This window comes from Amycolatopsis sp. NPDC058278, from assembly GCF_042881395.1.
GTDB lineage: Bacteria > Actinomycetota > Actinomycetes > Mycobacteriales > Pseudonocardiaceae > Amycolatopsis.
This window is the reverse complement of the sequence record NZ_JBHVXZ010000036.1, coordinates 41,431-61,502: the sequence shown is the minus strand read 5'-3', so window position 1 is coordinate 61,502 and position 20,072 is coordinate 41,431. Positions and strand designations below refer to the sequence as shown.

Genomic DNA, 20,072 nt, shown 5'->3' with positions numbered 1-20,072 from the left:
CTACCAGGGGTTGCTTTCGCCGTCGTCGTCTTCCGGCGCTTGCCGGGGACGGCGGGGCGGCTGACCGCGTTGTGGCTGCTGCGGACCCGGCTGTGGCCGGTGCTGCGGGGGCGCCGGAGGCTCCTCGGGCGCCTGCTGCGGTGCGGAGGCGCCGCCGGCGTCGGGTTCCGGCTCCGGCAAGAACTCGTCGAGCAGCTCCCGGGCGGCCGAGTTCTCGCCGACCATGCCGCTGAACGCGTCGGCGACCTCGGCCGAGACCTTCTGCTGCGCCTGGCCGATCAGCTGCAGCACCAGGCCGGACAGGGTTTGCGGGGAACGTTCGTACGCGCGGGGGCCGAACCGGAGGTCCTGCAGGACGCCGCTCGGGCCGACGGTCACCGTGACCGCGCCGTCCGGCGACCGCACGGTGGCGACGGCGGACCGGAGCTTCTCCTGAGCCGCTGCGGCTTTCGCCCGGATTTCCTCGAGTTCGACAGTGAACGCGGCCAACGGATCGCCGCCGGAAGGCATTGACTGGGTCAATTCGTCCTCGTCGCGAGAGAAGTCGTGAACGAACGAAGTCAATCAGCGCTCGTTGAACTCCGGATGACGCCGACCGAGCCACCGGCTGAACGCGCCCCCGCTGGACAGCGATAACTATACCGGTATAGTTATCGTCATGGTCGAGATCAAAACGGAGTCCGAGCTGGCGATGATGCGCGAAGCGGGCCGGGTGGTGGCGAACACCCTGCACGCGGTCAAGGAGGCGGCCTCGATCGGCGTCTCGCTGCGTGAGCTGGACGAAGTCGCCGCCCACGTCATCAGCGAAGCCGGCGCGAAACCGTCGTTCCTGCACTACCAGCCGCGGTCGGCGCCGACGCCCTACCCGAACGTCCTCTGCGCCAGCGTCAACGACGTCGTCGTGCACGGCATCCCGACCGCGTACCGCCTCCAGGACGGCGACCTGGTCAGCATCGACTGCGGCGCCGTCCTCGACGGCTGGAACGGGGACGCGGCGATCAGCTTCGTCGTCGGCAACGCCGATCCCGCCGACCTCGCGCTCATCGAGGCCACCGAGCGGGCGCTGGCCGCCGGGATCGCCGCCGCCCAGCCGGGTGCGAAGCTCGGCGACATCTCGTCCGCGATCGGCGCCGCCGGCCGCGCACGCGGCCACGGCATGCTCGAGGACCACGGCGGCCACGGGATCGGCCGCGCGATGCACGAAGACCCGCACCTGCCGAACGAGGGCCGCGCGGGTCGCGGGATGCGGCTCAAACCGGGACTCGCGCTGGCGATCGAGCCGATGCTCACCCGGGGCGGCGATGCCTACCGCTACGCCGACGACGGCTGGTCGATCCTCACCGTGGACGGCAGCCGGGCCGCGCACGTCGAGCACACCATCGCCATCACCGAAGACGGCCCGCGGGTGCTCACCGTGCGGTAGACAAGGGGAATGGACAACATCGTCATCCGTTCGGGTGATTCGGGGGATACGGACACCCTGCTGGGCTTCTTCGACGAAGCCGTCGAATGGCTGGTCGCCCGCGGCAGTTCCGGGCAGTGGGGGACCGAGCCGTGGAGCCGGGTCCCGAAGCGTGTCGAGCGGGTCAAGGGCATGGCGGCGGACCCGGGCCTGCGGATCGCGGTGGTCGACGGCGAGGCCGCCGGCGCGCTGATCGTCTCGGAGGAGCACGACCGGCACGTGCCCGCGGTCGACGAGCGCGAGCTGTACATCCGGCTGCTCATCACGTCACGGCGGTTCACCGGGCGGCGCGTCGGCGGGCGCCTCGTCGAGTACGCGCTCGACGAGGCGCGGCGGCGCGGCATCGACCTCGTGCGCGTCGACTGCTGGGCCGGGGGTGACGGCGAACTGCAGCGGTACTACGAGAGCCAGGGGTTCAAGCCGACTGTCCGGTTCAACGTCGGCGAGTGGGTCGGGCAGGTGCTGGAGCAGCGCGTGGGGTAGCGCGACGCGGCGGCACGGGTGACACTGTTGACGCGGTGCCAACAGACGAAGGAGTCGCCATGGTCGAGGAACTCGCGGGCAAGGTCGTCGTCATCACCGGCGGCGGGCAGGGGATCGGCGCGGCAACCGCGTCGGCGCTGTCCCGGCTGGGCGCGAAGGTGGTGATCGGCGACCTCGACCAGGTCCGGGCGGAGAAGACGGCCGGCGAGCTGGGTGCCGACGCGCTGCCGCTGGACGTCACCGACATCCGCGGGTTCACCGAGTTCCTCGACGAGGTCGAACGCCGGCACGGCCGGATCGACGTGCTGATCAACAACGCCGGCATCATGCCGCTCGGCAATCTCGATGAGGAGAGCGACGCGACGACCCGGCGTCAGCTGGAGATCAACCTGCACGCCGTCATCCACGGCACGCGCGAGGCGGTGCGGCGGATGCGGCCGCGGCGCGGCGGGCACATCGTCAACGTCGCTTCGTTCGCGGGCAAGGCCGGTTTTCCCGGCGCGGCGACCTACTGCGCGACCAAGCACGCCGTCGTCGGGCTCTCCGAGGCGGTGCACCTGGAGCTGCACGGCAGCGGCGTCCACGTCTCGTGCGTGATGCCGGGCATCGTGCGGACGGAGCTCGCGAGCGGCCTCGGCGAGGCGAAGATGTTCAAGTCCGTGCGGCCGGAAGATGTGGCCGACGCCATTGTATCCGCACTGCGGAAGCCTCGTTTCGACGTTTTCGTGCCCCGCTCGCTGGGCACTATGGGCAAGCTCACGCGGCTGCTGCCGCGGCGCGCGGGTGAAGCGCTCGCCCGGACGTTGAAAGCGGACCGGCTTTTGGCTTCAGCGGCCCATTCCCCGGCCCGCGCGGCGTACGAAGCACGGGCCGCGGAGAGCGGGCCGGGGGTAACTCGGACGGACCAGTGACTGTCCGAATTGGACGTGCTTGGCAGGTGCTCTCGGGTGAGGTGCTGTTGAGTCCGCCCGCCCGGCCCGGCAAGATTGCCTCCGGATCCGCTTTTGGGAGGCACGAGAAATGGTTTCACCACCCGCACGGCTGGCCGCCGCGGCGTCGAACGTGGTCGGCAAGGTGCTGCACGGCGGCGTCGCCGACCTGCGCCCGATGCCGCGGGTGCTGATCGACCAGGGCCCCAACCGCTCGCTGTACCGCATGACGCACAGCGGCGGGACGGTGTCCGGGCCGCCGATCCTGCTGGTGCCACCGCTGGCCGCGCCGGCGATCTGCTTCGACCTGCGCCGCGGCTGCAGCCTCATCGAGCACCTGATCGAGGGCGGCCGCAACACCTACCTCGTCGACTACGGCATGGTGGCGTTCTCCGACCGGCGCCTGGGCATCGAGCACTGGATCGACGAGGTGCTGCCGCGCGCGATCCGGCGCGTGAGTGCGGACGCCGGTGGCCAGGACGTGCACCTGGTGTCGTGGTCGCTCGGCGGGATCTTCTCGCTGCTGGTGAACGCCGACCGCCCGGACCTGCCGATCGCGTCGATCACCGCGATCGGCTCGCCGGTCGACTTCACGGCCATCCCGATCGTGGCGCCGTTCCGCCCGCTGGTGGACCTGACGAACGGCCACCTGCTGACCCCCATTTACCGGGTGTTCGGCGGCGCACCGTCCTATTTGGTCAGCCGCGTGTTCCGCGCGACGGGCATCAGCAAGGAAATCACCAAGCCGCTGGCGATCCTGTCCCACCTCGACGACCGCGATTACCTGGCCCAGATCGAGGCGGTCGACCACTTCATGAGCAACATGTACGCGTATCCGGGCCGCACGTTCGGCCAGCTGTACCACCGATTGTTCCGCACGAACGACCTGGCGGAGGGCAAGGTGGACCTGAACGGCCGGATCATTTCGCTGTCTTCGGTCCGCGTGCCGACCCTGGTGGTGGCGGGCGAGAACGACACGATCGCGCCAAGGCCATCGGTGGAGCGCGTGGTGGAGCTGCTGGACAAGGCCCCAGAGGTCCGCTTCAAGACGGCGCCGGGTGGGCACCTGGGCGTCCTGACGGGCCGGAAGGCGCGAGGCACGACGTGGCGCTACCTGGACGAGTTCCTGGACGACCGGATCGCGTCGTCCTGACTCGGTTGCTCAATCGAACAGCATGACGATGTACAAGGCAGCGAAGACGGCGATGACCGCGTAGGCGCCGATACTCGATTTGAGCGCCCTGCTGACCCGCGACATCTGGAGATCGCGTGCCTTGCCGTCGATGGTGATCGACACCGGCTTCCCCGCCCCGAACGAACCACCGCGCGCGGCCGTCTTCACCTGGGCGCTGAGGCCTTCTTCCTCCAGTTCCCGGGCCGAGAGGATCCAGTAGGTGAAGTAGTCGAAACCGCGTTTGGTCTGCGCCCACCAGACCAGACACAGCACGAGCCCAGCGACGGGCAGCCCGATGGCGAAGGCGCGGGACACCCGTGCGCTGCCGAGCGTGAGGCCGTAGATGGCCAATACGATGCTGTTCGCGACCAGGAAAGCGTTGAACTTGGTCCACACCAAGTTCGCCTCCCCGACCCACAACGCGACCGCGGCCTGGTAGCCGACTTGCGCGTCCGTGGGGTTGGCGGGTGGTGTAGCCGATTCGCTCATGACGTCCTCAGGTGGGCGGGGTGCCGGACATCCAAGCCATCGTAAGTTCCCGGTGAATCGCTACATCGGAAGCAACCCGGCTCTCGCCCGCGAGAGCCGGGTGCCTCCCGGCTGTTGCCGCTACTTCAGCTCAGTCGACGTCTTCCCGAGGATCCGCCTCGCGACGATCAGCTGCTGAATCTGCTGCGTCCCCTCGAAGATGTCGAGAATCTTCGCGTCCCGCGCCCACTTCTCGAGCAGCGACTCTTCGCTGTACGCCCCGGTAAGCTCGACGCACTTCAGTGCGATCTCCACCACCGATCGCCCCGCCTTGGCCTTCGCCATGGATGCCTGCAGTGAGTTCGGCTGGCGGTTGTCGGCCATCCACGCCGATTCCAGTGTCAGCAGGTACGCCGACTCGTAGTCCGCTTCCAGGCGGAGGAACTCCGCCGCGGCCGCGTGCTGGCTGTTCGCCGGGCGGTCGTAGTCGATGGTGACACCGGCCGCGGTGAGGATCTCGCGCGTCTCCTCCAACGCCGCGCGGGCCACGCCGATCGCCATCGCCGCCACCAGCGGCCGGGTGTTGTCGAACGTCTGCATGACGCCCGCGAAACCCTTTTTCGTGTCGATTTCCGGTGTTCCCAGCAGGTTTTCGCGAGGCACGCGGCAGTTCTCGAAGCGCAGCACCGCCGTGTCGGAGGCGCGGATGCCGAGCTTGTGCTCGGTGCGCACCACCTCGAAGCCCGGCGTGCCCTTCTCGACCACGAACGACTTGATCGCCGCGCGGCCCTTGCTCTTGTCCAGCGTCGCCCACACGACCACCGCGTCCGCGCGCTCGCCCGACGTCACGAAGATCTTCTCGCCGTTCAACACGTAGTGGTCGCCGTCGAGACGAGCCGTCGTGCTGACCGCCGCCGAGTCCGACCCGAAGGCGGGCTCGGTGATCGCCATCGCGGCCCACATGCCGGAGAAGCGCTCGAGCTGCTCGTCCGTCGCCACCGAGCCGATCGCCGCGTTGCCGAGGCCCTGGCGCGGCATCGACAGCAGCAGGCCGACGTCACCCCAGCACATCTCGATCGTGCCGAGGACGACGTTCAGGTTGGCGCCGTTGCGATTTCCCTTGGCCGAATCGTCGGAACCGGAGCGGCGTACCCCCGCCGCGCCCGCGCCGCCCTCGCCGGAGGAGTTGAGGCCGTCCAGCAGCGCCGCGAACATGTCCAGCTCGGCCGGGTAGGTGTGCTCCGCGCGGTCGTACTTGCGCGAGATCGGCCGGAACACCTCGGCCGCGGCCTGGTACGCCTGGTTGATCAGCGCGCCGGCCTTCTTGGGGACTTCCAGGTTGATCATGACTTGCCTTTCCGAAGCCTAGAGAAGGACGGCGCCTTCCATGACGCCGATGGCCCGCAGGTCCCGGTACCAGCGCTCGACCGGGTGCTCCTTGACGAAGCCGTGCCCGCCGAGCAGCTGCACGCCCGCGTTGCCGATCTGCATGCCCTTGTCCACGGCCAGCTTCCGCGCCAGCGCGACCTCGCGGGCGTAGGACTTGCCCTGCTCGGCCCGCGCCGCGGCGCGCAGCGTCACCAGCCGCAGGCCCTCCAGCTCGATCGCGATGTCGGCGACGGAGAACGCCACCGCCTGCCGGTGGCTGATCGGCTCGCCGAACGCGACCCGCTCGTTGACGTAGGGGACGACGTAGTCGAGGACGGCCTTCGCGGTGCCGGCGGCCAGCGCCGCCCAGCCGAGCCGCGACAGCCGGACGACCTCGGCGAAAACATCCGCCTTCCCGCCGCCGAGCAGCGCGCCCGCGGGCAGCGCGACCTGCTCGAGGTGCAGCTTGCCGGTCGCGGCGCCGCGCAGGCCCATCGCCGGCTCGGCCTCGATGGACACCCCGGCGTTCGACGACTCGACGAGGAACAGCGCCGGGCCGCGGCCTTCGAGGTCGGCCGACACGATGAACAGCTCCGCCTGCGTCGCCCGCGGGACCAGCGACTTCACCCCGTCGAGCTGGTAGCCCTTCGGGGTGCGGCGCGCCTTCGTAGCGGGCTTGAAGGGGTCGTAGAGCGCTTTCTGCTCCTGCAGCGCCAGCGCCGCGGCCGGAACGTGCTCGCCGGTGAAGGCGGGCAGGTAGTCGGCCTGCTGCTGCTCGTCGCCCCAGCTGACCAGCGCGGTGCTCACCGCCGACGGCGCGAGCACGGCCACGGCCAGGCCGAGGTCGCCGTGCGCAAGCGCTTCCGCGACGAGCGCGTTGGTCACCACCGAGCGTTCCGTGCCGATGCCGCCGAGCTCCTCGGGGATGCCGACCAGGCTGATGCCCAGCTCGGCGGCCCGGCTCAGCAGTCCCTCGGGCGCCTCGAGCTTGGCGTCGGCGTCCGCGGCGGCCGGCCGCAGCTGCTCGGCGGCGAACTCGGTCACCGTTTCGACGATGAGCTGCTGGTCCTCGGTCGGCGTGAGGTCGAACAGCCCGGTGTCGGCGGCCGGCGCGAGCCGGGCGGGCTTGCCCAGCTTCTGCACCGACTTGAACGACCGGGTCGCCGCGCCGGCGACGCGGAAGCCGTTGCGCGTCCCCGCCGTGACCAGGCCTTCGAGGGGCTTGCGCAGCCCGGCCCGATCGACGACCTTGCTCCCGGCCAGCCGGGTCAGCGCGGACAGGCCCCAGCCCATCGCGTCCCGTTTCCTTGGCGCAGCCATGTGGCCCTCCATCCCGTTACCTACTCGCGAGTAGGTTAACCCGGGAGACGGCGCAGCGCCAGTGCGGGGTCACTTACGCGTGGGCGGTGTGCACTTTCCTGCGCCACTCGGCGAACCGGATGCGCTCGAAAGTGATGAGCCCGAGCACCAGGGCGGCGGCGATCAGCAGCAGGACGGCCGCGGGCACGTGCTCCAGCAGCGGCGTCGCCGCGACCAGCAGCACGCCGAGGACCAGCCGCTGGACGTTCCAGCTGCCGAGGTTGCGCTTGCGAAGGGCGCTCAGCGTGATCAGGTAGAGCGCGAGGCCTCCGGTGAGCGTCCAGATCGGCACGCCGTGCAGCGCTTCGCCGGGGCTGTGGTGCTCGGTGTCGGCGATGTAGAGGAACGCCTTCTTCAGGCCGAGGGCGACCAGCACGATCCCGGCGATCAGCGGCAGGTGCAGGAAGGTGTAGGAGTCGGTGGCGAGCTTCGCGCGTTCGACCCCGGTCGCAGTGGTCAGGCGGTGCTCGGACACACGCGCGACGACGTCGAAGTACGTCCACCACATCCCGGCGGCCAGCGTCAGCCCGCACACGGCCGCGCCGGCGACCAGCCACGACATCGGCAGCGCCCCGATCCCGATGCCGATCGCGACGATCGACTCGCCGAGCGCGATGATTACGATGAGCCCGAACCGCTCGGCGAAGTGCGCGGGAGCGTTGAGCCGCCACCCGTCCGGCCCGGCGAGGTAGACGTTGAGGTAATCGATTCCCAATGCCACCACCCACAACCCCAGCTGCCAAGGCCCGCTGAGGAACGCGGCGACGGCCAGCAGCCCGACACTCGGCAGCAACCCGACGAACATCTTGAGCAGCACCCGCCGGAGCCCGGGGTCGTGTTTCGCGGCACCGAGGTAGGCAACGAGGTGCAGCAGCCGCACGAGCGCGTAGCAGGCAACGAACAAAGCGGGCGCGAACAACCCGCCGGGGTGGTCGACGAAGGCTTCCGGGATGGTCAGCGACACCAGGAACATGACGCCCATCGCGCCGAACATCGCCAGCCGCGCGATCCCGTGGTCGACGTGGATGGTGTTCCCCAGCCAGGCATAACTGCACCAGCACCACCACAGGACGGCGAGCATGGCCACCCCCTGCCCGACCCCGGTCGGGCTCAGGTGGTCGGCCATCAGCTGGGTGGTCTGGGTGATGGCGTAGACGAAGACCAGGTCGAAGAAGAGCTCGATGGTCGAGACGCGGTGGTCCTCATCCGCGCTCACCAGGTGCAGGCGTGTCGTGGGCACGCCGAATCTTCGCATGTCAAGGACAGTCTTCGGACAGCTTTCGCCCAGAGTGGACACCTTGGCCGCCGTCGCCGCGCGAGCTTGGCCGGGCCGAGGTGACCTGCGACAATCGATCTGCCGAGTAATGGGGAGGTCCGGTGACCGGGGACCCAGCCGCACAGCACAAGACGATCATGGCCGTCGACATCGCTGGGTACAACGACCCGAAGCGCACCACGACCCACCAGCTGGCGGTGCACGAGGGTTTCTGGGAGCTGCTGCGGGCATCGTTCGACGAAGTCGGCCTTCCCTGGGACGACTGCTTCAAGGAGAACACCGGCGACGGCGCGATGATCCAGCTGCCCGCCGGGATCGCCAAGGCCGGCCTCGTGGCCCGGCTTCCGGACTGCCTGCTCGCGGAGCTCCGCCGCTACAACGACGTCCACGCCGACGAAGCGAACGTCCAGCTCCGGGTCGCGCTGCACGCGGGCGAAGTCTTCCAAGCGAGCCACGGCACCGTGAGCCAGGCGACGAGCTTCGCCTTCCGCATCCTCGACGCGCCGGAAGCCAAGAGCGCGTTGAAAGAGTCGGGCGCCATGCTCGCGCTGATCGTGTCGGACGAGTTCTACCACCACGTGGTCGCCCACGATCCGGCCGCGGACCCCCGTTCGTACCAGCGGATCCGGGTGCGGGTGAAGGAAACCGCCGCCGAAGCGTGGCTCCGGCTGATCGGGGCGGCGGTGAACGGCGTCGCCCCGTTTCCGCGCGCGGCGATCGCCACGGCGTCCCTCGGCGGCGAGCGCCGGGAGGCGCTGGGCACGGATCTTTCCCTCGATCAGATCTGGGAGCTCACGGAGCTGTTGCTGACCATTCCGTCCGTGGCGGAGGAAAGTGGCAGGCGGGTGCTGTTGAGCTGGCTGCGGCCGGAGATCCGGGCGATGGTGCCGCACCATTCCCAGACCCGGTTGCACGTTCTCGAACTCGTGCGCACCTGCGCGCGCTACCAGGGCGGGCTGACCGAGCTGGTGATGACCATCCAGATGCTCGAGCCCGGGTCGGAACCGGTGCGCCGGTTGAGCGATCACGTCGCTCGCTGGCGCACGATCGACCGCAGATGACCGCTTTTCGGCAGCGGGTACGTCACGTTCGCCGGGTAAAATCGTGCTGCCCGAGCGAGTTCGGCCGGTCGGAATGGGAGGTGCCATGCCGAGGAGGTGTCGCGCCAGGTGCCGGCCCACGTGATCCGCGAGGCCGTGGTCGACGTGCTGGCCGAAGCCGGGCTCGCGGACGACGTGACCGGCAGGTCCTTGATGATCCGCCTGATCAGCCAGGCACTCGACGTCGAACTCGCCATCCCGCAGCACTCGACCGGCCGGAGCCAGCTGATCGAAGTCGTCACCGCCTGCTCGCGGTACGAAGGCGGCATGCTCGCGCTCGCGTACGTCGTCGGCTTCATGCGACCCGGATCGCCCGAGTGCGAACGGATCCGCCAGCTGGTGCAACGTCCCCGGGTGCTCGATCTGCTTCCCCCGGCCGAGCAGGATCGGCTGCGGGAGTGGCTCGGCGGGGTCGTGTTCCCCGGTCTCAGTGCGCTGATGCGCCGGGCGGGTGGTCCGGGAATGCCGCGATCGTCCGGTGTGCACAACGCGTGGGAGGCCTTCTCCTACCTCGCCGACTTCAACGCCGGTCCCGACGGGATACCCCCGGCGTTCGCCTTTCTCGAGCTCGTCGCCCACCGGATCGGCGGACAGCTGCGGAGCAGGCTGATCGAGTGGAACGACTTCCAGGCCCGGCGGCTCCGCCTCGAGCCCGCGTTGCTCGCCCGGCGCGCGGCCGCGGCCCAGGAGCAGCCGGAAAGGTCCCGGTTGCACCTGATGATCGTGGTCGAGCACGACGCCATCGACGCCGACCGCTACCTCGTGTCCCACTGGTGTCAGGAGGATCCGGCGGAGTGGCCGCCGCCCTGCGGCGGTTCCGAGCTCGTTTTCGCCGTCGACCTCGAACGGTGCGTGGATCGTCTCGTCGTCGGGGCGGAGCGGCTCTGGTCCGAGCACCGCGGCACCGTCGCGCTCGAGTTCGTGTTGCCGCGGGCGTTGCTGAACCTCCCGGTGCACCGTTGGCACCGGGAGTACGACTCGGGGACACCACGACCGCTGGCCGTCGACTACGTGATCGTGGTGCGCTCCCTCGAGCGGATGAATTCACGCCATTGGCACCGGCTTTGGCACATGCACTGGGACGCCTTGATGGCCGATCCATCCGCCACCCGGGTGTATTTCGAGAACGGTGACGACAGTTCCGATCTCGACCTCGTGCTGAGCGAACCGGAATGGGGGCTGGTCGTCCTCGCCGAGGCGCCCTCGCCGGAGCCGCCGGCCCGTGCGGACAGCCTCACCGCTGCCTTGCGCTCCGGAATCCCGGCCGTACTCTGGCACCCTTGTGCGGCACCGGACACGCTCCGGGAATTGGTGGCCAAGTTCACCGAAGGCGAAGGGATCGGGGATCTGCCGATGCGCGCCAAAGACGCGCGGCGCCCCGCACAACAGGATCCGGTGTCCTCGTTCGAAGATGTGATGCGAGATTTGGTGATATTGTGGGACGACCCGAGTCGGCTTGTGGCTTTCGACCGGCCGATGGGTCACCCGCAGCGGCGGGAGGAAATCGTCGATGACCGTGAGCAAGCCTCCTGAGGAACAGGCATCCGTCGCGGATGTCCCCCGGCACGCCGATCCCGGATGGTGGATCTACCGCGGAACCGGCCGCCCGATCGAGGGCATCGATCTGGCCGAAGCCATGCCGCCACCACCGCCCTGGCGTGACTTCGACGGCGGCCCGCTACCCGAGCCCGACGAACCTCCGCCGGATGACGGCGAGGCGGTCCGGCGGCTCGGCCGGGCGCACCACCGTTCCGGGCAGCGCGTCAGCGCGGCGGAGCTCGACATGGTCAACGCCGCGCTGTTCCTGCGGCGTCCGTTGCTGGTCACCGGCAGGCCCGGCACCGGCAAATCGACGCTGGCCTACCGGATCGCGCGTGAACTCGGGCTGGGCCGGGTGCTCCGGTGGTCGATCACGAGCCGCACCACGCTGAAGTCCGGGCTCTACGAGTACGACGCGATCGGCCGGGTCCAGGCCGCCGGTGCCCGGTCCGCGGCAGCGGGCGACCCCGGTGCCTCCGTGGACGAACCCCCGATCGGGGAGTTCCTGCGGCTGGGGGTGCTCGGCACCGCGCTGCTGCCCCACCGGCTGCCCAGGGTGCTGCTCATCGACGAGCTGGACAAGAGCGAAGTCGACCTGCCCAACGATCTGCTCGGCATCTTCGAAGAGGCCGAATTCCCCATTCCCGAACTGGAGCGGATCCGGAATCGCTCGCCCGAGCTGGCCGTGTTCACCGACGACCCGGACGGCTCGGCCATCGTGGCGGGCGGCCGGGTGCGCTGCCGTGCGTTCCCCGTCGTCGTCATCACCAGCAACGGCGAACGGGAATTCCCGCCGGCTTTCCTGCGTCGCTGCCTGCGGCTCGAGATGCCCGAGCCCGACGCGGAGCAACTCGCCGCGATGGTGGTCGCGCACCTGCTCGAGGCGAAGGGTGATGCCCGGCGGGAATTGATCGAGGAGTTCGTCCGCCGCAGTGCGGAGGTCGGCGGTGGGCTGCCTGCCGACAAGCTCCTCGACGCCGTCTACCTGGCCACTTCGGGCGCCTATTCCGGGGATGGCGTCGCGTGGCCGCGCCTGATGGACGCCTTGTGGCAGCAGTTGAGTTCGGCGGTGCGCTGACGTGGTGGGCCCCGCGGTTCCGCCGGCTTCGGATCACGCCGGAAAGGTGAATCCGGCGGCGAGCCACGGCACCCGTCGTGGCCGGACGGAGGCGCCGGCGGCGTCCGGGCTCGACTGGCGGGATCTGGCCGACGCCGTGTGGCTGAACGTGATGACCGGCGGCCGGGTACCGGAAGAGCAGGAACAACGGACCGCGGACGCCCTGCCGCGGGACAGCTCGTTCCTCTCCGCGGGTGACCGGAAGCCGGGGGAACGGCCGCGCACTGCTCCCTCCCGGGCACCGGCCCCGGGGCCGGTCCGGCCCCCGAAGCGGATACCGGCGCCGGAGGCCGGCGAAGGTACCGCGGCAGCACTGTCCGCCGTGCCGCTGCCGGTCCAGGATCCGGCGTTGATCAAGGCTTCCGCCGTCGTTCGCGCCCTCCGCACCCTCAAGCGCAAGGTGGAGTCGCGGCACGCGGACGAGGTCGTGCTCGACGAAGTTGCCACGGCCGAGCGGGTCGCCGAGGACGGGCTCTGGCTGCCGATCACCACACCCGACACCGAACGGTGGCTGGATCTGACCGTGGTGACCGACGCTGCGCCGTCCATGCGGTTGTGGCAGTCCACGGTCGCGGCGTTCCGCACCGGCCTCGAACAGCTGGGCGCTTTCCGGACCATCCAGTTCCGCCGGCTCGACACCCGGGCCGGCACCGGCTGCCGGACCAGGCCGGTGCTGCACGGCGACGCACCGGCCTCGCAGCCCCGTGATCCGGCCGCGCTGATCGACCCGACCGGCCGCCGCCTGGTCCTGGTGCTGACCGACGGAGCGGGCGAACTCTGGCGGACCGGAGCGGTTCCGGCGGTCCTCGCCGAGTGGGCCGAAGTGATGCCGACGGCGGTGGTGCACATGCTGCCGCAGCGGTTGTGGGCGCGTGGGCTGGAGGTCCACCGCGCCAGGCTGAGCGTGCCGGCCCCGTTGACGCCGAACTGCCGGTGGGACCTGGAGCTGCCGGACGCCTGGGCCGATGGGGGGCAGGCGGACACCGCGCACCGTGGTTCGGTGCCCGTTCCGGTGCTGGAGATGGGGCCGCGCTGGCTGGATTGGTGGGCCAGGCTGGTCTGCGGCGAACACGCCGGACCGGTGATGGCCAGGGTGTTGCTCGGCGGTGCGGGCGCGGATGACGCCGCCCCGGACTTCGCGCGCCGGGACCAGGAGTCCGCGCAGGAACGGGTCCGGTACTTCCTGAGCACGGCTTCACCGCCCGCGCACCGGCTCGCCAAGATGCTCGCCGCCGTGCCGGCGACTTTCCCGGTGGCGCAGTTCGTGCAGGCCGAGCTGGTGCCCGAAGCGCGATCGGAGCACTTGGCGGAGGTGCTCTACAGCGGTCTGCTGCCCCCGATCGGCGACGTGGACGACGACCGGATCGCGGACACCCTGACCTTCGAATTCCCCGTTTCCGTGCGGCAGGTCCTGCTGAGCGGGGCACGGCGGTCGGAAACCGCCGAAGTCGTGCGTGCCACTTCGGCACGGTTCGGCGACTCGCTGGGTGCGTTCAGCCGGATCCCGGCCGCCGTCGACGCGCCGGACAGCGCACCCGATCCCGAGCCGGGCGCGGACACCGCCGGCGGCACGGCGCTGGAACGGGTGGTGATGCAGGCACTGAGCGGCCCCTATTTGTCTCGCGCCCAACGAATTAGCTCGATCGAGCGACATTCTTCCCGTCAATTCCTTGCCGAAGGAAAGCCGCGGGACCCGAAAAGCCAGGATCTCGCCGAGAGCTATGGTGAGCTCGTGACTGCGATGAGGCCTGAGACGCCTTTGCCGACAGAAGCACGAGCCGCCGAAGAAGGTCCACAGACACCACCGGCACGCGAAGAAGCGCCCACGACCACGCGTTACCCGGAACCGGCACGCGAGCTGGAATACCAGAAGCGGCCCGAGGTTCCGGCCATCTGGGGCAACATCCCCCCGCGGAACCCGAAATTCACCGGGCGGCAAGAACTTCTCCGGCAGCTCTCCGAGTCCATGGTCAGTGGTGCCTCCAACGTCTTGCCGTCGGTGCTGCACGGCATGGGCGGTATCGGGAAAACCCAGATCGCGGTCGAATACATCTACCACCACCTGTCGGACTACGACATCGTCTGGTGGATCCACGCCGCGCACCCGACGCAGATCCGGATCGCGTTCACCGAACTCGCCCGCAAGCTGCGCCTTCCCGGTGCGGGCGAGGCGGACTCCGCGGTTCCGGCCGTGCGTGAGGCGCTGCGAACCGGGCAGCCCCACGGGCGTTGGCTCCTGGTGTTCGACTCGGCCGAGGACCCCCTGATGGTCCGTTCGTTCTTCCCTGCCAACGGGACCGGTCAAATCCTGGTCACCACGAGGAATCCGGACTGGACCCGGGTCGCCCGGCCGATCGAGGTCGAGGTGTTCTCCCGCTCGGAAAGCCTGGAGCTCCTGCACCTGCGCGGTCCGGAGATCGACGAGGCCGACGCCGACCAGCTCGCCGAAAAGCTGGGTGACCTGCCGCTCGCGATCGAACAGGCGGCCGCATGGCGCGCGGAAACCGGAATGCCGGTGCACGAATACCTGCGGTTGTTCGACGAGAAGGTCGCGGAGATCCTGAACACGTCCGCTCCGGCCGACTACGAGCTGCCGGTCGCGGCGGCCTGGAACGTCGCGTTCGACGAGCTGCGGACGCGCAACGCGGCCGCGCACCAGCTGCTCCAGGTGTGTGCGTTCTTCGCCCCCGAACCCATTTCCCGCGCGGTTTTCTCCGGGGTTCGCGGAGTCACGGTATCGCCGGAGCTCGATTCGGCCCTGCGGGACCCGATCCAGCTGTCCATGGCCATCCGCGCCATCAACCGCTACGGTCTCGCCAAGATCGACCACCGCAGTGACACCCTGATCGTGCACCGCCTGGTCCAGCTGGTGTTGCGCAACCGGATGACGCCGAAGTGGCGGGCCGAAATGCGGCACGGCGCGCATCTCCTGCTCAGCAACCTGGATCCGAACGACCCGGTTTCGTCGAAGCAGTGGCCGCGCTACCGGGAGCTGCTTCCGCACGCCTACGCCGCGGAGATCGTGGAGTGCGACGACCGCTGGGTCCGTCAGCTGGTCCTCAATCTCATGAGCTTCCTCTACCAGTGGGGGGATCACGACGAAGCCGTCCGGCTGGCCGAGCTGGCTCTTCGCGAATGGCGGACCCGGCTGGGCGAAGACGACCCGCAAACCGTGCAGGCGGCAGAGCGGCTCGGCTATTACTACTGGGTGACCGGCTGCTACGCCGAAGCCGCGCAGATCAACCGGACGACGCTCGAAACGCGGCGGCGGATGTCGGGCGACGAAAGCGAAGAGACGCTGGCCGCGCAGATCGCGGTCGCCGGCGACCTCAGCGCTCAGGGTGACTTCATGGCGGCCCGGGACCTGACCGAAGAGGTTTACCACAAGTCCAAAGCACTTTTCGGCGAGGACGACCCGGCAACACTGCGCGCGGCCCGCATCCACGGCACCAGCCTGCGGCTCTGCGGTGACTTCCGCGCCAGCGTCGAACTCGACGAAGCCAACTACCGCAGGCAGATCGAGGTGCTCGGCTACGACCACGCCGAAACGCTCAGTTCGCTGATGGGCCTCATCATCGGTCAGCGGGAAGCCGGACGCTACGAGTGGGCCCGCCGGGAGCACGAGGTGATCGCCGAACGTGTCCGCGAGATGTTCGGCGATGACAACGCCGAGACACTGAGGAGGCGCGCTTACCTCGCGGTGACCCGGCGCAAGGCGGGCGACCACGACGCCGCCCGGCAGCTGGCCGCCGAGGTGCTGGAACGGTTCGTGCAGCGGTACGGCAACGACAACTTCAACGTGATGGCCTGCGCGCTCGGGTATTCGATCGACTTGCGGTACGCGGGCGACCTTTCCCAGGCGCGCCGGCTCGGCGAGGAGATCTTCGAGAGGTACCGGCGGAACCTGGGGGAGAGCCATCCGCACACCACGGCCGCGGCGGTCGATCTCGCTGTCACCCTGCGCCTCTCCGGTGACCCGGCGGCGAAGGAGCTCGACGAACGTTCGCTGGCCCAGCTCCGGGAGTCGCTCGGCCCCGACCACCCCAGCGCGCTGGCGTGTGGTGTCAACCTCGCCAGCGATCTCGCTGCCGCTCAGGCCACCGAGGCGGCCTTGGAACTCGGCACGGACATCGTGGCCAGGGCCGAGCGCGTGCTCGGCGCCGGCCATCCGATCACCCTGGCTGCCTGCTTCAACCGCGTGCTGGACCTGCGGTCGGTGGGGCAGCAGGGAGTGGAGGCGGCCTACGCCGAGGTGCTCGCGCAGTACCGGCACGCCCTCGGTGATGGGCACCCCGACGTTCAGGCCGTCTTGAAGGGACTCCGCGCGGACTGCGACATCGATCCGCTTCCGTTGTGACGGGGTGACTGCGGGCGGAACCGGGCCGGTCCCCTTGCCGGGGCGACACGCTAGCCGCCTGGTTGCCCGCCGACGTCGAGCCAGCCGATCCAGGCGGACAGGTTTTCGGGGGCGCACGCGAAGTCTCGTGCGCGTACCGCCCGGTGCACCGCGCGCACCAGCTCGGGGCAGCGGAGGAGTGCGTGCGCGGCGGCGGCGTCCGTCTTGGCCAGCGCGAGCCCCAGCCCGGCCCAAGCCGCGGGATCGTCGGGATCCTCGGCCAGTTCCGTGAGGTATCCCTGCACAGCGGCCGGGAAACGGCCGTCGGCGTAGGCGAAATCGGCGGAGGTGGCGTCGGGCACCGTCGACCAGGAACTCGCCAGTCCCCGTGGATCGGTGATGGCCAGCCGGGCGAGGTCGAGGCGGGCATGACGCCAGCGTCCGTCGGGTACCGGTGTGGGCAGACCGTCCTCGAGGTGGCCGACCGGCGGCCGGTTCCCGCCCGCGCACCAGGCGTCCGCGAGCGCGGTGACCACGACCGGGTTCGGGCGCAGATGGCGCAGCCGCCAGCCGGCGTAGTGGTCGGCGGCGGCGGCCGCGGCGGCTGCCGCGATGGCCGCTGACACCTTTTCGTGTTGCCAGGGGCCGACCAGTTCGGCGACACCGCCCAGGAAGAGCCGTCCGTCGTCGGTCAGCTCGGGATCGTTTTGCAGCACGCGAAGGACACGCCAGGTCGCCGCACGCCAGTAGGCGAATTCGAATTCCGCGAGCCGCCCGTGCTGGTGGCCGGCGTCTTCGGTGAGCGCCCGCCAAAAGGCGGCTACCCCGAAGAACGCGTAGACGCCCTGGAAAACGCCACCGAGTGGCCGGGGGTCGTCGCGCCACGGGGTGTAGAACCGTTCGACGGGATCGTCGGTGTGCAGGTGGACGAGGTGCAACAGGCCGCTCAGCCGGTTGTGGTGGAATTCGTGGATCAGCATCGCGGCCAGCGTGGCCGGATCGGTGGGTCTGGCGACGATCGCGCTCCCGAACGCCTCGCCGCTCGAGGCGCTGGATGTGCGGAACGGCATCAACGCCCGCGGGACGACGGAGTCGAAACCCGCTTGCAGCGCTTCGGCCTCATGGGGGAGGCAGCGGGTGATCAGCTGCCACGCTTCGTCGAGCAGGACGGCCCATTCCCGGACTTCGGTGGCGGGCAGCCGCTGGGGGAGGATCGGGTCGTACGAACCGCGGTAGGGGTCGACGTCATCGAGCCGGAGCGACAGGGTCTTCGTGGCGGCCCGCAAGGTCAGCTGCCGTACGCCCCACCAGCCGGGGGCGTCACTCGACAGGTCGACGGGGAGGACGACGGTCGACGTTCCGCCACGGATCTCCCGGCCGCTGCGATCGCACCGCACCTCCGCGACGGAGTGGGGTTCGTCGCCGCTCAACCTCGCGACGCCCAGGCCGGGGAGTGCGGCATTTCCGGACCATACCGGGATTTCGGTGGTGAACGGCAGGTTCGCGCGGATCGCGGCGGCCGCCGCGATCGCGTGGATGTGGCCGACGTGGACCCACAGGGGGCACACGCCCGCGATCTGCCGGTGGAGCAGCCGGGAGGTGTAGCCGAGCCAGCTGCCGGTGTACGGATGGGCGAGGACGAGGTCGAGGACGTCCGGCGCCACGCCCTGTACCCGGGACAGCAGCTCCCAGGCTTGTTCCGGATCGGGCAGCGGCCCCGGCAAGTCGCTCTTCTTGGCGGCGATGTCGGTCACCGCGCGGAGCAGCAGCAGCCGGCGGCTGCGCTCGGTTTGCCGGAGCCGGTGTACCACTGGGGCGCCGCCGGTCCCGCGGGCCAATTCGGCGAAGTCCACCATGCTGAGCCGGTGAACCGTGAATTCTTCGGGACCTGTTCCTGCCACGTACGGTGTCACGGTGCTGGGACGTCAGCGAGACCAGCCGTTTTCCAGCTTTTGATCGCAGACCCGGACGTATCCCGCGTCCTCGACCACGTGCCGGACCGCGCGGTGCAGCACCGGACTGTCCAATGTGCGGAGCATCGCCAGCGAGACGTTCCCCAGGTCCATCACCTCGGATTCGAGGTTCGGGACCAACGTGTCGAGTAGCGCGGTCATATTGCGTCCCTCCCGATCGGCGAATGGGCCGATCGACGGCCACGGTGCCTCATGATGCCAGCTTTGGGGGCCGCCGTGCACGTGCATTCCGAGTGAAAGCGTCCGGGCGGACGCTACTGTGACAGTGCTGACATCGATGTCAGCCGCGGGTGGTCATCATCAGTCGGTGACACCCAGGGCCGTGTGCAGCAACGCTGTCAGCTCGGCGGCCAAATTCGGCCTCGACGCGACCCGACGCGTGCGGGCCAGATCGTTCGCGATCGTCAGTGCCGCGTGGACCGTGATCTTGGCTTCGCGCGCCGGCAGCGAAGGGCGGACCGCCGACAGCAGCGTCACCCATTGGGCCACGTAGTCGCGTTGCACCCGCAGCAGGTCCACCTTGTCGCGGTCCGGCATCGTCACGCGGTCCGCCGAAAACGACACCAGCAGCTCCGGCGTGTGCAAGATCGTGTCGACGTACGACGCCGCCAAGCGCCGTAGGGCCGAGCGTTCGTCCGGTGCCTGGAGTGCCCGCTCTGCCGCCAGTGCCAGTCTGTCCGCCGCCCGGTGGCCGATCGCCACCATCAAGGCCGCCTTGCTCGGGAAGTGGCGGTAGACGCTGGGCCCGGCTATGCCCGCCGCCGCTCCGATGTCCTCCATGCTCACGTCGTGGAAGCCGCGCTGGGCGAACAACGCCGTTGCCTCCGCCAGGACCTGCTCGCGACGGGAGGGCGTGCCCAGGCTCGACGCCGCCGGTGGAGGCGGGGAAGACGGGGCGGGCAGTGTGGCGTTGAGCACACCGAGGGCCAGTTCGACCAGCAGCTGGGCGAACCGGCGGCGGGCCACCGACGTGTGGTGGACCGACACACTGCCGAACACCGACAGGGCTGCCCAGCAGAGGAGCTCGGCGTCCTCGGCGGCCAGTTCCGGGCGCCGGGCCTGCAGCGCCTTCGACCACGCCGCCAGCGCCAGTGCCGAGCGGCGGGCGATCTCGCGCTGGTCCTCCTTCGGCAGATGCCTGCCCTCCCAGCGCCACAACGCCGCGATCTCGCGTCGCTCGACCGCCTGCGTGGCGAGCAGGCCCAGGAGGAACTCCAGCTGGTCAGCCGGGGGAACCGAGTCCGACAGCGCCTCCGCCGTCGCCTCCTCCAGATCGTCGAAGCCGCTCAGGACCACGTACGCGAGGATCGCCTGCTTGTCCGCGAAGTGCCGGTACAGCGCCGGGCCGGTTACCCCCGCCGCGTCCGCGATGTCCTTGATCGACACTCCCGGGAAGCCGCGGGCGCGGAACAGCTCTGCCGCCACCGTGGCCAGCTGGGCCTTGCGGTCGCGGGGGCGCGAGCTGCGTTCGACGTCGGTCATGGTGAG

16 protein-coding genes are annotated in these 20,072 nt (G+C 69.8%); 8 read left to right on the top strand and 8 right to left on the bottom strand.

Annotated features, from left to right (window positions below; translation table 11 throughout):
- Complete coding sequence (locus ACFVYA_RS20415; RefSeq protein WP_387046948.1) at positions 1-522, bottom strand: YbaB/EbfC family nucleoid-associated protein; 522 nt, start codon at positions 520-522, stop codon at positions 1-3.
- 136 nt (positions 523-658) lie between these two features.
- Between ACFVYA_RS20415 and map the strand changes: the two genes are divergently transcribed.
- The 4 genes from map (at position 659) to ACFVYA_RS20395 (ending at position 4,027) form a co-directional block, all read left to right on the top strand.
- The gene (gene map, locus ACFVYA_RS20410) at positions 659-1,423 is read left to right on the top strand and encodes a type I methionyl aminopeptidase (protein ID WP_387046947.1); all 765 of its coding nucleotides are present in this window, start codon (positions 659-661) and stop codon (positions 1,421-1,423) included.
- Between the two features lie 9 nt (positions 1,424-1,432).
- Entirely contained in the window at positions 1,433-1,945 is a 513-nt protein-coding gene (locus ACFVYA_RS20405; RefSeq protein ID WP_387046945.1) for a GNAT family N-acetyltransferase, read from the top strand.
- A gap of 59 nt (positions 1,946-2,004) precedes the next feature.
- On the top strand, positions 2,005-2,856 hold the full coding sequence (locus ACFVYA_RS20400) for an SDR family oxidoreductase (protein ID WP_387046942.1): 852 nt from the start codon (positions 2,005-2,007) through the stop codon (positions 2,854-2,856).
- Positions 2,857-2,965: 109 nt separating this feature from the next.
- Positions 2,966-4,027 carry an alpha/beta fold hydrolase gene (locus tag ACFVYA_RS20395; RefSeq protein ID WP_387046940.1) on the top strand — a complete coding sequence of 354 codons (1,062 nt, stop codon included), beginning with the start codon at positions 2,966-2,968 and terminating at the stop codon, positions 4,025-4,027.
- A 9-nt stretch (positions 4,028-4,036) separates the two neighbouring features.
- On the opposite strand, the gene ACFVYA_RS20390 is transcribed toward ACFVYA_RS20395, so the two are convergent.
- From ACFVYA_RS20390 to ACFVYA_RS20375, 4 genes are all read right to left on the bottom strand, one after another.
- Complete coding sequence (locus tag ACFVYA_RS20390; RefSeq protein ID WP_387046938.1) at positions 4,037-4,537, bottom strand: hypothetical protein; 501 nt, start codon at positions 4,535-4,537, stop codon at positions 4,037-4,039.
- Between the two features lie 120 nt (positions 4,538-4,657).
- Positions 4,658-5,863 (bottom strand): acyl-CoA dehydrogenase family protein, encoded by a 1,206-nt coding sequence (locus ACFVYA_RS20385; RefSeq protein WP_387046936.1) that lies wholly within the window; start codon positions 5,861-5,863, stop codon positions 4,658-4,660.
- Positions 5,864-5,881: 18 nt separating this feature from the next.
- On the bottom strand, positions 5,882-7,177 hold the full coding sequence (locus ACFVYA_RS20380) for an acyl-CoA dehydrogenase family protein (RefSeq protein ID WP_387046986.1): 1,296 nt from the start codon (positions 7,175-7,177) through the stop codon (positions 5,882-5,884).
- A 100-nt stretch (positions 7,178-7,277) separates the two neighbouring features.
- A complete protein-coding gene (locus ACFVYA_RS20375) occupies positions 7,278-8,483 on the bottom strand; it encodes a low temperature requirement protein A (RefSeq protein WP_387046934.1) in 1,206 nt (401 codons plus the stop codon).
- A 137-nt stretch (positions 8,484-8,620) separates the two neighbouring features.
- On the opposite strand from ACFVYA_RS20375, the gene ACFVYA_RS20370 reads away from it, so the two are divergent.
- The 4 genes from ACFVYA_RS20370 to fxsT all read left to right on the top strand — a co-directional run bounded on the left by ACFVYA_RS20370 (position 8,621) and on the right by fxsT (position 16,632).
- Positions 8,621-9,580, top strand: coding sequence for a hypothetical protein (locus tag ACFVYA_RS20370; RefSeq protein ID WP_387046932.1), 960 nt, complete (start codon positions 8,621-8,623; stop codon positions 9,578-9,580).
- A 108-nt stretch (positions 9,581-9,688) separates the two neighbouring features.
- Positions 9,689-11,152, top strand: a complete 1,464-nt coding sequence (locus ACFVYA_RS20365) for a hypothetical protein (RefSeq protein ID WP_387046930.1) — start codon at positions 9,689-9,691, stop codon at positions 11,150-11,152.
- The gene (locus ACFVYA_RS20360) at positions 11,130-12,236 is read left to right on the top strand and encodes an AAA family ATPase (RefSeq protein ID WP_387046928.1); all 1,107 of its coding nucleotides are present in this window, start codon (positions 11,130-11,132) and stop codon (positions 12,234-12,236) included. Before ACFVYA_RS20365 ends, ACFVYA_RS20360 begins: the two co-directional genes overlap by 23 nt.
- A 46-nt stretch (positions 12,237-12,282) precedes the next feature.
- Entirely contained in the window at positions 12,283-16,632 is a 4,350-nt protein-coding gene (gene fxsT / locus ACFVYA_RS20355) for an FxSxx-COOH system tetratricopeptide repeat protein (RefSeq protein ID WP_387046926.1), read from the top strand.
- Between the two features lie 50 nt (positions 16,633-16,682).
- Here fxsT and ACFVYA_RS20350 read toward each other — a convergent pair whose 3' ends face one another.
- The 3 genes from ACFVYA_RS20350 to ACFVYA_RS20340 form a co-directional block, all read right to left on the bottom strand.
- Positions 16,683-18,467 carry an HEXXH motif domain-containing protein gene (locus tag ACFVYA_RS20350; protein ID WP_387046925.1) on the bottom strand — a complete coding sequence of 595 codons (1,785 nt, stop codon included), beginning with the start codon at positions 18,465-18,467 and terminating at the stop codon, positions 16,683-16,685.
- Between the two features lie 69 nt (positions 18,468-18,536).
- On the bottom strand, positions 18,537-18,725 hold the full coding sequence (locus ACFVYA_RS20345; protein WP_387046923.1) for a hypothetical protein: 189 nt from the start codon (positions 18,723-18,725) through the stop codon (positions 18,537-18,539).
- Between the two features lie 159 nt (positions 18,726-18,884).
- A complete protein-coding gene (locus ACFVYA_RS20340) occupies positions 18,885-20,066 on the bottom strand; it encodes a TetR/AcrR family transcriptional regulator (RefSeq protein ID WP_387046921.1) in 1,182 nt (393 codons plus the stop codon).
- Positions 20,067-20,072: the final 6 nt, after the last annotated feature.